The sequence below is a fragment of the Saprospiraceae bacterium genome (genome assembly GCA_016717265.1).
In the GTDB taxonomy this organism is placed as follows: domain Bacteria; phylum Bacteroidota; class Bacteroidia; order Chitinophagales; family Saprospiraceae; genus Vicinibacter.
Map to the genome: position 1 here is coordinate 1,888,797 of JADKFX010000001.1, position 13,555 is coordinate 1,902,351.

15 protein-coding genes are annotated in these 13,555 nt (G+C 33.5%); 6 read left to right on the forward strand and 9 right to left on the reverse strand.

Features of this window, described 5'->3' with window-relative positions:
• Positions 1–319: 319 nt before the first annotated feature.
• The 3 genes from IPO86_07290 to IPO86_07300 are packed head-to-tail and all read left to right on the forward strand — an operon-like array spanning position 320 to position 3,280.
• Positions 320–892 (forward strand): sigma-70 family RNA polymerase sigma factor, encoded by a 573-nt coding sequence (locus tag IPO86_07290; GenBank protein MBK9727903.1) that lies wholly within the window; start codon positions 320–322, stop codon positions 890–892.
• 3 nt (positions 893–895) lie between these two features.
• Positions 896–1,711, forward strand: a complete 816-nt coding sequence (locus tag IPO86_07295; GenBank protein MBK9727904.1) for a hypothetical protein — start codon at positions 896–898, stop codon at positions 1,709–1,711.
• A gap of 18 nt (positions 1,712–1,729) precedes the next feature.
• Positions 1,730–3,280, forward strand: a complete 1,551-nt coding sequence (locus tag IPO86_07300) for a hypothetical protein (GenBank protein ID MBK9727905.1) — start codon at positions 1,730–1,732, stop codon at positions 3,278–3,280.
• Positions 3,281–3,300: 20 nt separating this feature from the next.
• Here IPO86_07300 and IPO86_07305 read toward each other — a convergent pair whose 3' ends face one another.
• From IPO86_07305 to IPO86_07320, 4 genes are all read right to left on the reverse strand, one after another.
• Positions 3,301–4,104, reverse strand: a complete 804-nt coding sequence (locus IPO86_07305; GenBank protein MBK9727906.1) for a hypothetical protein — start codon at positions 4,102–4,104, stop codon at positions 3,301–3,303.
• Between the two features lie 63 nt (positions 4,105–4,167).
• Positions 4,168–5,055, reverse strand: a complete 888-nt coding sequence (locus IPO86_07310; GenBank protein MBK9727907.1) for a hypothetical protein — start codon at positions 5,053–5,055, stop codon at positions 4,168–4,170.
• 95 nt (positions 5,056–5,150) lie between these two features.
• Entirely contained in the window at positions 5,151–5,801 is a 651-nt protein-coding gene (locus tag IPO86_07315) for a hypothetical protein (protein ID MBK9727908.1), read from the reverse strand.
• A 114-nt stretch (positions 5,802–5,915) separates the two neighbouring features.
• Entirely contained in the window at positions 5,916–6,524 is a 609-nt protein-coding gene (locus IPO86_07320; GenBank protein MBK9727909.1) for a hypothetical protein, read from the reverse strand.
• Between the two features lie 220 nt (positions 6,525–6,744).
• On the opposite strand from IPO86_07320, the gene IPO86_07325 reads away from it, so the two are divergent.
• Both IPO86_07325 and IPO86_07330 read left to right on the forward strand, forming a co-directional pair.
• Positions 6,745–7,350, forward strand: a complete 606-nt coding sequence (locus tag IPO86_07325; GenBank protein MBK9727910.1) for an RNA polymerase sigma factor — start codon at positions 6,745–6,747, stop codon at positions 7,348–7,350.
• Complete coding sequence (locus IPO86_07330; protein ID MBK9727911.1) at positions 7,347–8,690, forward strand: hypothetical protein; 1,344 nt, start codon at positions 7,347–7,349, stop codon at positions 8,688–8,690. The genes IPO86_07325 and IPO86_07330 overlap by 4 nt, the downstream gene beginning before the upstream one ends.
• Positions 8,691–8,759: 69 nt before the next feature.
• Here the strand turns inward: IPO86_07330 and IPO86_07335 are convergent, their stop codons facing one another.
• A complete protein-coding gene (locus tag IPO86_07335; GenBank protein ID MBK9727912.1) occupies positions 8,760–9,521 on the reverse strand; it encodes an enoyl-CoA hydratase/isomerase family protein in 762 nt (253 codons plus the stop codon).
• 14 nt (positions 9,522–9,535) lie between these two features.
• Positions 9,536–10,135: a transferase hexapeptide repeat family protein gene (locus IPO86_07340; GenBank protein MBK9727913.1), complete on the reverse strand. Its 600-nt coding sequence runs from the start codon at positions 10,133–10,135 to the stop codon at positions 9,536–9,538.
• Between the two features lie 56 nt (positions 10,136–10,191).
• Between IPO86_07340 and IPO86_07345 the strand changes: the two genes are divergently transcribed.
• Positions 10,192–10,866: a DUF2461 domain-containing protein gene (locus tag IPO86_07345; GenBank protein ID MBK9727914.1), complete on the forward strand. Its 675-nt coding sequence runs from the start codon at positions 10,192–10,194 to the stop codon at positions 10,864–10,866.
• 28 nt (positions 10,867–10,894) lie between these two features.
• Here the strand turns inward: IPO86_07345 and IPO86_07350 are convergent, their stop codons facing one another.
• From IPO86_07350 to IPO86_07360, 3 genes are read right to left on the reverse strand one after another with little or no spacing between them, the layout of a single operon-like run.
• The gene (locus IPO86_07350; protein MBK9727915.1) at positions 10,895–11,878 is read right to left on the reverse strand and encodes a YihY/virulence factor BrkB family protein; all 984 of its coding nucleotides are present in this window, start codon (positions 11,876–11,878) and stop codon (positions 10,895–10,897) included.
• Entirely contained in the window at positions 11,865–12,281 is a 417-nt protein-coding gene (locus IPO86_07355) for an acyl-CoA thioesterase (GenBank protein MBK9727916.1), read from the reverse strand. The genes IPO86_07350 and IPO86_07355 overlap by 14 nt, the downstream gene beginning before the upstream one ends.
• 17 nt (positions 12,282–12,298) lie before the next feature.
• On the reverse strand, positions 12,299–13,552 hold the full coding sequence (locus IPO86_07360) for an arginine deiminase (GenBank protein MBK9727917.1): 1,254 nt from the start codon (positions 13,550–13,552) through the stop codon (positions 12,299–12,301).
• Positions 13,553–13,555: the final 3 nt, after the last annotated feature.

Genomic DNA, 13,555 nt, shown 5'->3' on the forward strand with positions numbered 1-13,555 from the left:
TAAAATGTGCTGTTTTAAATTGTATTTTGGCTTTCAGTAGTCCACTGTTTTAGCCTCCTCTTTAATTTTTTGGTTTTAGGAAAATAACATGTATTTGAATAAGCATCATATTAAACCTATTGATATTTAAACAGTTGGCCCTGATAAATTAGGTTTTGGCCAATCTTAATTTGTATTCATTTTGCAGATTTTATAGATCTTTTTCAAATACTCCTTTTGCTCCTTAAAATGCTCCTTTAGTACCATTTTGCAGCGATTCTGGCATGAAAAGGAATTAATTTATTCACCGGGTGGTTACATTTGTACAAAACTGCAATACATGAATAATCCGATTGATGAATTAAAATGGATTCAAGAATTAAGAGCGGGTAAAGACGCTGCCTTTAAAAAAATCTATCTTGAGAATTATCAAAATATAGAACGTCATATTTTGAAAAACAATGGAAGGGTAGAAGATGCTGAAGATCTTTTTCAAGAAGCTTTAATAGTTTTAGTAAAGCGACTTCGGGATCCAGCATTTGAGTTGCAAGTGAAACCAGGGACATACCTTTCATCTATTGTAAATAAGATGTGGTTATATAAATTGCGAGATAAAAAAGAATTTTCAAGGGATATGCAAGAGCATCCATTGGATTCAAAAGATTTTGAATATTCTGTGGATTCTGTGAACCTGGATGCGAGACTATCTATTGTGGAGCGGATATTGGAAACTTTTAAGGATGAATGCAAAAGCTTATTGTCTCAGTTTTATTTTGAGCATAAATCGTTGTTGGAAATCTCAAGAGTTTTAGGTTATACTTCTGACTTTGTTAAAGTAAAAAAAAGTAGATGTATGAATGCATTAAGAAAACAATTATTGGAAAATCGGGATTTTTTAAATCTTCAAAATTAAAGTATGAAAAATCAATTTGAACATTTGGATTTATTTGATAAATATATGTATCAGTCAATGTCTGAAGAAGAAAATTTAGAATTTGAAGAATCCTTAAATAAAGATTCAGGATTGCGAAAAGAGTTTGATTTATATAAAGTATTGACTTTAGGAATTCAACGACATGAGGAGCAGAAAATGCGAGATCGTATTAGAAAAATTGTTAAAACAAAAGCAAATTCATTAAACACCTATAAAAATTTATTTATTATGAAAAAGTACTCATTTACACAGATTGCCTCAGCGGCAATGATCTTTTTGTTTCTAACAACTGGAATTTACTATTTCTTTTTAAGAGAAGATAAGCTGGATGCATTGTTAGTGGATTCAAATAATATTGCAAAGCGAGAAATTCGGGCATATATTAATGAGTTAACTGCACCCGGAATGGTAATGAAGGATAAAGAAAAGATAGACAGTATTAAAATAGCTATTGATTTGTTTGAACGTGCGGAATACAGTTCTGCGAAAGTAGCCTTTAAACAATTTGTAGCCTTATATCCAACAGATCAATTGGTTCCTTTAGCAACATTCCATTTAGCAAGAATTGCTATGGGTGAGGAAGATTATTCAAATGCTATTCGGAATTATGAAGCAGTTGCTTATTTGGATGATTTTGAATTTCAGGATTTAGCCCAGTTCTATATGGCGCAATGTTTGTGGCTATACAATGGTAAAAGTGCCAAAGATTTAGCAAAGAAATTATTAATAAAGGTTATAGAAAATCCAAATTCAAATATTGCAAAGCACGCTCAGGCATATTTAGATATGATTCAATAACATTTAATCGTTTGCTTCATGAAACATCTTCTGATTTTTGTTTTGTTATCCGGAATCCTAAATCCATCGTTTGCGATACCTGGTGAGCTGAGTTTGAATTCTGCAAGCCAGGTTTTGGATAGAATCTTCCAGTCAACGGGTAATTTTATTTTACTTAAGCCGAAGCTCAAAATTTCGAATCGGGAACAAGCTGTTGCACAATATGTTGCTGGTGAAAATTTAATTCTTATAGAGCGCAAAGCAATGAGAATATGTTGGGGATTTGGAAAAGATTCTTTAGATGCGCTTGCTTTTATTATCGGGCATGAACTGGCTCATTTTTATAGTTTACAATCTAAAAAATCCGGATATCAAACGAATTACTTAGCAAGAAATTTGAGCGGTATCACGAATGAACAGGAAGAGCAAGAAGCTGATATTCAAGGAGTCTTTTCAGCTTGGATTGCTGATTATAAATCCATTGATATTTTACCTGCGTTGTTAAATACTATTTATAAAGAATATCAATTAACGAATAAGTTGAATGGATATCCTGAATTGCGGGAACGGCAAAGTGCTGCAAATGCGGTGGTGAAACAAGTAAAAACCTTAATCGGAATTTTTGAGATCTCTTCCTTTTTGATTTCTGCCCATGAATATGAACTTGCCGTAGCTTCCTATGAATATTTAGAATCCTTTTACCAAAGCCGTGAGATTTATAACAATATAGGTCTTTGCTATGCATTACAATCATTGCAACTTGCAGGCGTAAATTCAGGCAATTATATACAAGTATTTGAATTGGATCCTGTAAGTAGATTGAAAAAGCCTATAAACAGCAGAGGGCTTGAAGCAAGAAAAAATGAAGAATTGAGATTGTATTTTTTGGATAAGGCTAAAGTTAATTTTTTGAAAGCTAAGTCATTCAGTTATAATTATTTTGAAGCGGAGTTAAACCTTATGTCAGTTTATGTACTTGAAGGTAAATTTCAAACCGTTATTAATCGGTTAAATGAAAATGAATTGGCAAAGTTAAAATTGATGGGATTGTTGAATGGGAAAGAGCTAAATCAATCAAGAGCAGTATTAGGAATTGCGCTAGCGAATTCAGGACTGCATGATGAGGCAGCAAAAATCTTTGAAAAGATTTTAAAATTTACGGTAGACTTAGGTTTGAAAGCGCTGGTTAAGTATAATTTGGAAGTATTGAGAGGGACATCTTGTTCGTTTGAAAATAGTTTTACTTGTCCAAAAATTCAACTTGGTAATGACCTAATAGATGGAGTCAAATTACACCGACTCAATTATATTGGACAACAAATTGAATTAAATGCAAATCAGGTAGGTTTATCTATTTTACAATATCCGGAATCAGAAGTTTATAACTTTACGAAAAATAATAAAAATGTATTTTCGATTCAAAAAGTGAAGCTACAGAATACGATTAAGTTGACTGACAAATTCGATATTAAAATGATGCTACATTCAAAAAATACAATATATCTATATTGTAACGAACAGAAGCGAATTCTAAATATCAATGGCACGGATTTAAGTGTCAAAGATTATGCAAAATTCTATCGGTATTAATAATACGGTACTATAAGAAATTAATTGGCAAATAGGACGCGAGCATAAGATTGATTATTGGAGAGAATTCTTGCAATATAGATTCCTGGAGTAATGTTCGTTATTGGAATCTGATTTTTCGCAATATTATTTTCTGTGTAGAGCGTGTTTCCATTTAATTGAATCAAATCAATTTGTTGAATAGAAGTGATATCGAAATCATGTATTGTCAATACTCCATTTTGAAATGAACAATTAAAAGTGGAAGAATTTCTTTCGATATTTTCATTATCAACAGCCAATTGGAAAAAGACGCGCTTCCTGTTTTTTACGGTATTGTCGAGCGTTTTGTTACCATCTCCATTCGCAAGCATTCCAACGAAATAAAAAATTAAACTATCGTTGAGAACAGTAGCGGGAGCTTTCCATTTAAAAGTCCAGCTTACTTGTCCATTCGCAAAGTTGACTGCAGATGACTGTCTAATATAGGTTCTACCGTTTCCATTATTTTTTGATATATTACTTCCTGTGCCGGCTGTTAATGTACCCGTAAATTTATTAATGGCATCGAGCACCGTAAGTTGGAATCCGGAACGTAATGCATTCGATTTTGTAATTAATGTCACGTCATACGTTTGATTTGCAATCACAGTATCTGGTACTCCGGAAATTTCTACGTCTCCTGTAAATGTGCCGCCTGCATGGCAACTTGAAAGCATACAGGTCGTTTCACCTGGGGCACCTGTATTTCCAGTTTCTGGATTTTTAGGCTCTGGCAGGCTATTTGTAAATACGATCCAACAAAATATTGAACTGAAAATAGTTAGGAGTATATTATTTTTCATTTTCTATATTCTATAAAGTATGTAAAATTGCCTATACGCAGTATTTAAGAAATGGTTGCTAGGTTAAATTTTATTTTTCTTAATTTGAAAAACCCGGGAAAGGTTAAAACCAAATTGAATATCACCATCAAGCCATTTGCCATTTTCTTCATTGATAAATGCTCTTTCATTCATACCTGTAGCATTTGAAAAGTGAAGTTGAAATACATGTCCTCCAGTTTCAATATCAATTCCAATAGATAATGGGTGGGTGGATAAGTCTCGTGGAAAGTTATTCATAGGATAAGCATAATCAATAACGAACGCCATCCTTTTTGTAAATTTAAATCGACCACCAATACCTATTGCTAATAAGTCATTTGGAATCAATTCATTATTGACGATATTTGTATGAATAACTGTAGGACTAATTTGAGCAGAAATTCGTTCTGTAAATTTACGACCTATAATTAATTGATGATAATAGGACATTCTTCTTTCAAAAGTTACTTTTAATTCGCGATCCGACAATGGATTTTCTTCTCCATTTCTAACAAACCCACTAGTCCAGACTACGGATACAGGCATAGATTTCGCGCCTGTCGATTGCCATAAAATACGATACCTTAGAAATCCATCCAGTTCTTTTTTAAAAGTGCTCCTTCCAAGTCCAACCGTAATATTTTTTGTAATACCATAATCAAATCCCATTCTCATGGTAGCATTATCCAAACCAAAAAATTGTTTGTAACCTTCGTTAATATTTCCAAATCGATGTAAAATTCTGAAATCCAGAGCACCAGCAGCCAACATTTCCATACTATGACTATTAATCACTCTGGGTGATTTAAATGCATTTGTAACTTTTTGATTTGGATTTGTCTCTTCTCCTAATTCACTCAACAGATCTTGAGAAAATACAAATTGATTTAGACTGATGAAAATACTTAAAATAAGAATGTAGGATTTCATATGAAGGAATTGGTATTTATTTTTTTTGGAATACTAAACTTGAAATACAAAGGGATTAAAAAGCTGAAATTTCAATTATTTATGAATTGTATTACTTAATTATTCTTGGCTCCATCGCGCACCCACTTTTGTATTTGTAGAATTTCGCATTCGGGCATTTTATTGCCATTTTTAGGCATCCCTATATAACCGATTTCATGCAGGATGGATCCAATAAATCGGCCATCTGTAATCGTTGCTTTCAATCCACTAAATGAATTGTAATCTACATCTCCTTGCGGTCTTGGACCAGCATGACAACCATTACAATATAATTGCAGGATCGGAAATACGGTTGCATTATAACTTACTTCTGTAGTATCACAAGCAGGGGCAATACAAGGTAAATTTTCAGCTCCCTGTTCAATCCACAAGGATATTTTAAAAATTTGTTCTTTCGTTAAACGATTAAAAGGACTTGGAGGCATTGGTTGAAATGGGTCTGTTAATACTTTATAAAGCTCACTCCCACTGTAATTTCCTGGTTTAACAGAGCTAAGAATACTGTTTAAATCAGTATAGTCGTAACCTGCTTCATGATCGTCTGAATTATGACATCCACTTTGGGTACATGTGGAAACTAAAATTGGTAACACTTCTTGTTCAAAACAAATTTGTCGGCCATCTGAAATGAATTCACTTGTACAGCTTAAACTGAGGGTAAAAATTGAAATAATTAAAATGATAAAATTTTTATTAATTAACATAGATTAAATTGAAAAGGCAAATATAAGGAATTAACTAAAAGCAAGCAACATAGCCATATAACAAAATACCCTCACAAAAAGTTGAGAGGGTATTTAGGATTGCCAAAATATGATTTATCTAAGTACTTTTAAGAATACTCCCTGAAAATCGAATAAGAGAAGTTTTCGGCTTCCATTATAGTTAATGGAAATAATAAATTCACCTTTGCGCGTCATTCCAGCGCGTTCAATAGTTGAACCTGCATAATTCGCATCAATATAGGTAGTTATATCAATTAATAGAGTTGTAATATCAACTTCCGTTAGATGATTTTTATGACCTTTTGGATGATGTCCTCGTTTAATAAGTTCTTTCAGGAAAAGATCATTAGCATCAAATTGTAAAATTTTAAAACTGCCATCATTCAACTTAATGATTACTATGATATTTCCGGTTTTGTCCTTAGACGCAAGCTTTATAATTGCACCAGCATAATTTGTTGTGATGTAATCCAGAATTGTTGGTGATAAACTATCTACAGGAATTCTTCTACAAGCACTGTCTCTTTCTGGCCTGTGTCTTTGGCCTAATTCATAGGCAGTCGTCGTTTCACCGGTGTTCATGTCTGTGACAAGAATACCAGATAATGCCTCATCAGAGCCCTGGAGTGATGGATCTGGTTCTTTTTGGCATGAAGCCATCCCTAGGACGCAAAGCGCCCATAATCCCATAATTTTTTTCATGGCGAAAAATTGTTTAAAAGTTAAATAAATAAAATGTTTACGGTAGCGTTGCTCTTATAATAAGCTGTTATATCGGTTAATACGTATAATTAGATATAAAAGTTGTTGTATGGTTTAATTTTTACAGAAAGTTTATTTTTTCCCAAAAAGTACTTTGTCGGCAACCTTTCCAGACTTAACTTCGTAGAATATATATAAGTAGGACGGAACACAGACCGATTTGGCAAATGAAGAAATACATATCAACCCTCCGGAATTGTCCGATTGGATTCAGGCTTGTTTAGCACAGCATCCTATAGGACAGCGTAAGTTGTATGAACATTTCTATTCGTATGTTAAAAGTATTTGTATAAGATATACTTCCAAATTAGAAGATTGTGAAGAAGTCATGGATGATTCTTTTATAAAGATTTTTCGAAATCTGGATAAGTATGATTTTGAAAGACCTTTTAAATTTTGGGTCAGAACAATTACTGTTAATACTGCAATAGATTTTTATCGGCAGTCAATGCGCAGTATTCAATCGAACCCAATTGAAGATTATACACATCTTGGTATGGATGATAATACCTTCAGCAGTTTGTCTGTTGAAGAAATTATGAAGGTAATTCAAAAATTAAGTCCTTCTTATCGAGCGGTGTTTATGTTATTTGCAGTGGATGGTTATAGCCACAAAGAAATCGGAGCGCTTTTAAATATTACAGAAGGCACTTCAAAATCAAATCTGGCTAAAGCAAGAATGAAGTTGCAAGATATGTTGTCAAAAGAATATAGTATAATTTCCAATAATTCAATATTAAGTTTAAGCTTACCTTCAAATATATGAGACCGGAAGATTTCGATAAACGGCTGAATCAAAAACTGGGTGAATTAAATCCAGCTTTTAAAGAAACAGATTGGATCAGACTGAGTAAAAAACTCAATTCTAATAAATCTGATAAAGCAGCATATTTTTATAAATTCAGATATGTGCTCCTTGCAATGCTAATCGTCACAGTGCTTGGTATCGCATACCAGCAAAATCTATTTGATTTTAAACCGTGGAATTCAAACATTGAAGTTAAATCTAATGCTGGTCAGAATCTTGAATTAGCAGCTGTACCAGTTGACTTAAACCAATCTTTGACATCCACCAATACAATAATAGGTCAATCTAATTCAATAGCTAAGGAGCAGAAACAATCGCAGGTTTTTAGTCCAAAACCATCTGTTTTTTCAGGAATGCATTCAACTAAAACAAGGAATTCAGCGGTCCATGAAAAGAACCCGGATGCAAATTTGTATTCTACTAAAACTCAAAAAACAAATCTACCACCAACAGAATCTACATTTAATGCTTTATTGAATACCACATTATCAGCAGAAAATTTAAAATCCAATAATCAAGAAGCTGGAATAGAATTTGAGAACCAATCTACATTGCATTCAAATCAGGATGTAATGCGATCATCAAAAGATCTTAAAAGCACACAAGAGATGCTTTCTATTGAGAAATTGGCTAGTAAAGATATTAATGTTTTAAATTCGACTGAAACAAAACCAAAAGCAAAGCTAAAACCGATGCAAGGTATAAAGCCTAATTATTGGTTAGTTGGAGCTGTTTCGTTAATCACAGAGAGACATGTAAATGTTGGTATAGGATTTGAAAAGAAAACGAATAAAAATATTTCTTTTAGTTCCGGTTTGGTATTTCAAAATTATTTTCAACAAAGCTTCAGTGATCAAGGTGATTTTGCCAACACAACGGAAGAAGAGTTTACAAATCTCATAAAACCAAGACATAGTAAATCCAGTGACTTTACAAATATCCGTATTAAATCCCAGGATTTATTGTTGCCCTTACAATTGAAATATTATTTTCCTTTTAATACACAGTATGCAGCATTTGTTACTGGAGGTATCCAGTTAACATTAAAAAGCAAAACGATTCTTGATTTTGATTATGTTTCATGGGATACAAACACTGAAATGGTTGAAGTTGATTTTGATCAAGCTTCTAATCGGGCAACGCTTATAAACCATTTTGTGATTGGCATTGGCTTGCAAAGAGAATTCAGAAATATATCTTGTCAGGCTTCGGTACTCTTACAAAAAAACAATACCAATCAAGCACATATTGCAAAAATGGAACCCGCATTTCAAATTGGATTGTATTATAAACTTTAATGTAAACGAAAATCAACTTTCAGATTGATTCAAATCTATATGGATTTCTAAAGAAATCAAATTATTATATTAATTCTTGTTTTGCTTAAATTGGTAAATAGCGTTTTTAGAAATTTCAGATAGTACCAAGCGCCCACTAATTCCGGCTCTTTCAATTAGTTTTTGTTCCCAATCAGGAGTTCCTTCCCAGAATATTTTTTTCAACATATGCAGTGCTTCGGGATTATATTCCAGAAGCTGTGTGATAAACTTTTGTTGATATAAATCTAATTGTTCTATGGTATCAAAAACTTCATAGAATAGTCCTTTCTGTTTTGCCCATTGCGCAGTTTGCCATTCTGTTGGATTCATCGCCATCATTTGAAATGCAGCTGCCCCCATTTTGCGTTCTACGGCTGGTCCAATTACAAAAGGTCCGATACCAACTGCCAGTTCACTCAAACGAATGCTTGCATACTGTGTAGCCATCGGATAATCCATTGCAGCTGCTAAGCCTACGCCACCTCCAATTGCTTTACCTTGGATTCGTCCTAATATTAGTTTTGAACAATTGCGCATTGCAAGAATTACATGTGCAAAACCCATAAAAAATATTTTTCCAGTTTCAATATCCTGAATATTTGATAATTCATCAAAACTAGCACCTGCACAAAAGGTCTTATCTCCCGCTGATTGAATGAGAATAATTTTGACTTGTGGATTTTCGCCCGCCTCCGTAATTTTATGCGCTAAATCTTTTAATAAAAAACCAGGTAAAGAATTATGGGCCGGATGGTAAAAGCGAATTATCGCTAAGCCATTTTCTATAGTGCAATTTACATATGCGTCCATGCTTTATATTAATTTTATTTTATATTCTGTTCTTTTGTCCATGATTTATAAGCTCCTGTTGGTCGTGGATAATTTGCAGGTAATTCTTGATAAGGTTCACAAATTTTTAAATTCCTATGTGAATCTCTTGCTAATTGTTGATACAGTTGTGTTCCTTTAAGTTTCCAGGCAATCATTTCATCAGTCAATTCTCTAATTATTTTTCCAGGATTCCCAACCACCAAACTTCTGTTTGGAATCTTTGTTCCCTCCCTTATAAAGCTTAAGGCGCCAACAATGCACTCATCACCCATGTCAACAGCATCCATAATGACTGAATTCATGCCAATTAAACAATTTTTTCCAATCGTGCTTCCATGGATGATTGCCCCATGTCCAATATGTGCATTCTCTTTTAGTCGAACAATTATTCCTGGAAACATATGAATCGTACAACTTTCCTGAATATTACACCCATCCTCTATAATGATTTCTCCGAAATCACCTCGGATAGCTGCGAATGGTCCTACATAAACATCTTTGCCAATAGTGACACAACCTGTGACCGCAGCTTGTGGATGAATAAAAGCACTTGGGTGAATAACCGGAATAAATTCTTTATAAGAATAGATCATAACTTCGTTGTGTTTGCAAAATTAGAGTACTGTTTGTAATTTTAGGAAAAAATAGTATGCCGGTTTATTTTACAAAGGATATTTGCACATTTCTTAAGGATCTTGGGAATCATAATGATCGCGAATGGTTTAATCAAAATAAGAATCAATTTAAGGAGTATGTTGAAAAGCCATTTATAATTTTTGTAAATGATTTGATTGAAACATTCAAAGAGTTGGATCCAAGGATTCAAATTACATCCAAGGAGGCTATTTTTAGAATTTATAAAGACATTCGGTTTAGCCAAGACAAAACGCCTTATAAGGAATTTGTTTCGGCATTGATTTCTCCAGGAGGCCGCAAAGATCGAAGCTCACCAGGTTTTTATTTTGAAATTCGGCAGGATGCTATCCATATTTATTCTGGCGTTTATGAACCGGATCCAAAACAGTTGTTAAAAATTAGGTTATATATTGCTTCGCACGCAAAAGATTTTTCTAAACTGCTGTTGGATCCCAAATTTGTAAAACGATTTGGAAAAATACTTGGGGAGAAAAATAAAGTCTTACCTAAAGAGCTAAAAGAAGCCGCTGCTCTTCAAGCGCTAATTTTTAATAAGAATTTTTACTTTATGTGCAGCCTGGACCCGGAGTTATTGTATTCTACGAAATTAATAGAAGAATTTGTAAATGCGTTTATAGATGCAAGAGCACTGAACGTATTTTTTGAAAAAGCACTCAATAGCGAATAGGTGGAATTGAAATTCTGGATTTGTAATCTTATAAATCTTCGGAATTTACGAGTCGTTGATTTATTTTTGATTGCAGCATTAAATCTCTGTTTATAATAATTGCAGCATTCAATTCAAAACCCAGTATTAAAATCAAGGTATTCAGTCGAATCCAAATTAAGGTTATTATGAGTGCACTAATTGCACCATAAACTTTGTGATAGGTTCCAAATTTATCTACAAAAATTCCAAATAAAACGGATAATATAATGGATCCAATGGTTGCAAATAAAGTTCCTGGTGAAATTCCTTTCATCGGTTTATTGATAGCGGGTCCATAACGGTAAACGATGCCAATAACAGAGTAAAATAAAACCAGGGAGACAATATATTTTAAACTTGAAATGGAGATCATTAAAAATGAACTCATATCCATATAATCTAGTAACCATCTCAAAATTCGTTCTCCGAAAATAATGGATAAAACAGAAAACATGAGGAGTAAACCGAGTCCAAAAGTTAACAGAATGGCGGTAATATGGGTTTCTACCCAATTGCGTTTTCTAAAACTTGATTTATATGTTTTATCAAATCCTCTCATCAAAGCCAGGATTCCATGGGAACCAAACCAAATCGCCAAAATAAATCCTATCGATAAGAATCCACCTTTTGCTTTTGGACGCAGCCCGGTTATTATATCCCGAATCAAATATTCTTTCGCTCCGGCTGGAAGAATTGAAAGCAGCGACTGTTCAAGCGTTTTATAAAAATCAAGGTCTTTTGGTAAATAGGCCGTTAAGGTAAAAAAAAAGATAAGGGATGGGAATAAGGCTAAGAAAAAATGATATGTCATGGCACTAGCACGCATATTTAAATCTGTTCTTCGGGCCTCTTGAATTAAAAATTTAATTACTTCAAAAATTGCAACCTTTTTAAAACCGGGCAATGAATGTGATTTCGACCAATTTATAACCTGTGTCGTAATTGCTAAATTTTCAATTCGATCTTTGATATGGGGTCTAAACCTTTTCAAAATAGGGTATTAATTTATCAAGTATATTTTGAGGGATATGCAATCGGGATTTTGTTTTCGCATCTAAAAAACAAAGTGTAATTTGAGCTGCATTCAAAAGTTGTTTTTGCATATTATAAATCTCGGTATTAAATTTAATACTGGTTTCTGGTAATTGAGAAATATGAGTTTGCATCGTAATTAATTCGTCATAATATGCAGGTCTAAGATACCGTACATTCATATTTACAACAGGCATAATGATGCCAAATTCGTCTTCCAAATCTGCATAACGTATGCCTAAGTTGCGCAATGCCTCAACCCGACCAACCTCATAATATTGCATGTAGTTTCCGTAATATACAAAACCCATTTTATCTGTTTCGCTATAGCGCACCCGAATTTGAAATTCATGTTTGTACATAGCTTGCCAAATCCAAATTAAATCCGATCTCTTAATACTGGACAAGACATACAATGCGGACCGCCACGAGCTCTTGATAGTTCACTGGATGGTAAGGTTATAATCGTATTTTCCATTTTGTTTATATCCATATCACTTTTTAAAAAATCGATAGCATGAATAACATCATACCCTGCATTGCGGAATGCGATTTCAGTTTTTGGATTTCGATCGTATGTTAATGCAATGCCAGGACGTAGCGTTAATAAATTGCAGCCATCAGTCCATTGTTCCCTTTCCTGGTAAGGGGATTCTCCATTCCCACTCCAGATAAATTCTATCTTGGGATCTATTTCTGCATGCATAAATTCCAAGATGGATGGATATTCAACCAGGGTTCCATCCTGTTTATGTACGGTTACATAAGATCCTAAACCATCTTTGACAATGGGCTTAAAACCTACAAAATGTTGATGATTGATTTGCGTAAAAATGGTATCAATATGCATAAAAGAACGTTCTTTTGGAACATCTATCTCAACTACATTTTTAACCACATTTTTTTCAAATAAAACATTTTTAAGGCTTAGCAATGCATGATCCGTGGTTCGCTCACTACTGCCAATTAAAAGATAATCTTTGTTGATTACCATCAAGTCACCACCTTCAACAGAAATTGGTTCCCCTTTTTTAGAGGGTGGATATAAATCTACCTCATTTAAGTTTATTAATTTATTTTCTTTGACCAAATGACTAAATGTAGGATGTGCATAAAAAATAAATCGGGTTAATAAATTTTCCCGATGCCGAACATCTTTAGATGCTTTTGTGATGACTACATGATCATTAATTGTAATAGCTATGTCTCTGGTAAAAATAAAATTTGGTACCGGATCAAAAACAATTTGTTCTTCCTTTTTATAATAACCTGATATCAAAACTTCGGATAAAGTATTATGGTCAAGATTTAATAAAAGTTGCACTGTTGCAGTTGGTAACTCTTCAAAATCTTTAATCATTTGAATAATGCCTTGTTTTGTATCAGGTGCAGCATCCAGAGATTCTTTAATTAAAGTTTGTGTTTCAAGGACATTTTCCTGACCGACAAATCGATGCAATATTTGTTGGTATACCTTGTGCTCTTTTTGCATCGTTGGCAAATGAACGATATCATCAAAAAGTAATTCACTGGCTCTTCGCGGACTGATCCGGTCAATTCCTTCATCTGGCTCGTGGATAATTAATTTTCGGAGGGTTTTAATTTCAGAGTCTACAAAAACAGATGGAATCATATA

Bases quoted from the DNA above. Each gene is read 5' to 3' on its own strand.
- IPO86_07335 (MBK9727912.1), bottom strand. From the start codon at position 9,521: ATGGACGCATATGTAAATTGCACTATAGAAAATGGCTTAGCGATAATT.
- IPO86_07360 (MBK9727917.1), bottom strand. From the start codon at position 13,552: ATGATTCCATCTGTTTTTGTAGACTCTGAAATTAAAACCCTCCGAAAA.
- IPO86_07320 (MBK9727909.1), bottom strand. From the start codon at position 6,524: ATGAAAAAAATTATGGGATTATGGGCGCTTTGCGTCCTAGGGATGGCT.
- IPO86_07305 (MBK9727906.1), bottom strand. From the start codon at position 4,104: ATGAAAAATAATATACTCCTAACTATTTTCAGTTCAATATTTTGTTGG.
- IPO86_07355 (MBK9727916.1), bottom strand. From the start codon at position 12,281: ATGTACAAACATGAATTTCAAATTCGGGTGCGCTATAGCGAAACAGAT.
- IPO86_07315 (MBK9727908.1), bottom strand. From the start codon at position 5,801: ATGTTAATTAATAAAAATTTTATCATTTTAATTATTTCAATTTTTACC.
- IPO86_07290 (MBK9727903.1), top strand. From the start codon at position 320: ATGAATAATCCGATTGATGAATTAAAATGGATTCAAGAATTAAGAGCG.
- IPO86_07295 (MBK9727904.1), top strand. From the start codon at position 896: ATGAAAAATCAATTTGAACATTTGGATTTATTTGATAAATATATGTAT.
- IPO86_07340 (MBK9727913.1), bottom strand. From the start codon at position 10,135: ATGATCTATTCTTATAAAGAATTTATTCCGGTTATTCACCCAAGTGCT.
- IPO86_07345 (MBK9727914.1), top strand. From the start codon at position 10,192: ATGCCGGTTTATTTTACAAAGGATATTTGCACATTTCTTAAGGATCTT.
- IPO86_07330 (MBK9727911.1), top strand. From the start codon at position 7,347: ATGAGACCGGAAGATTTCGATAAACGGCTGAATCAAAAACTGGGTGAA.
- IPO86_07300 (MBK9727905.1), top strand. From the start codon at position 1,730: ATGAAACATCTTCTGATTTTTGTTTTGTTATCCGGAATCCTAAATCCA.
- IPO86_07310 (MBK9727907.1), bottom strand. From the start codon at position 5,055: ATGAAATCCTACATTCTTATTTTAAGTATTTTCATCAGTCTAAATCAA.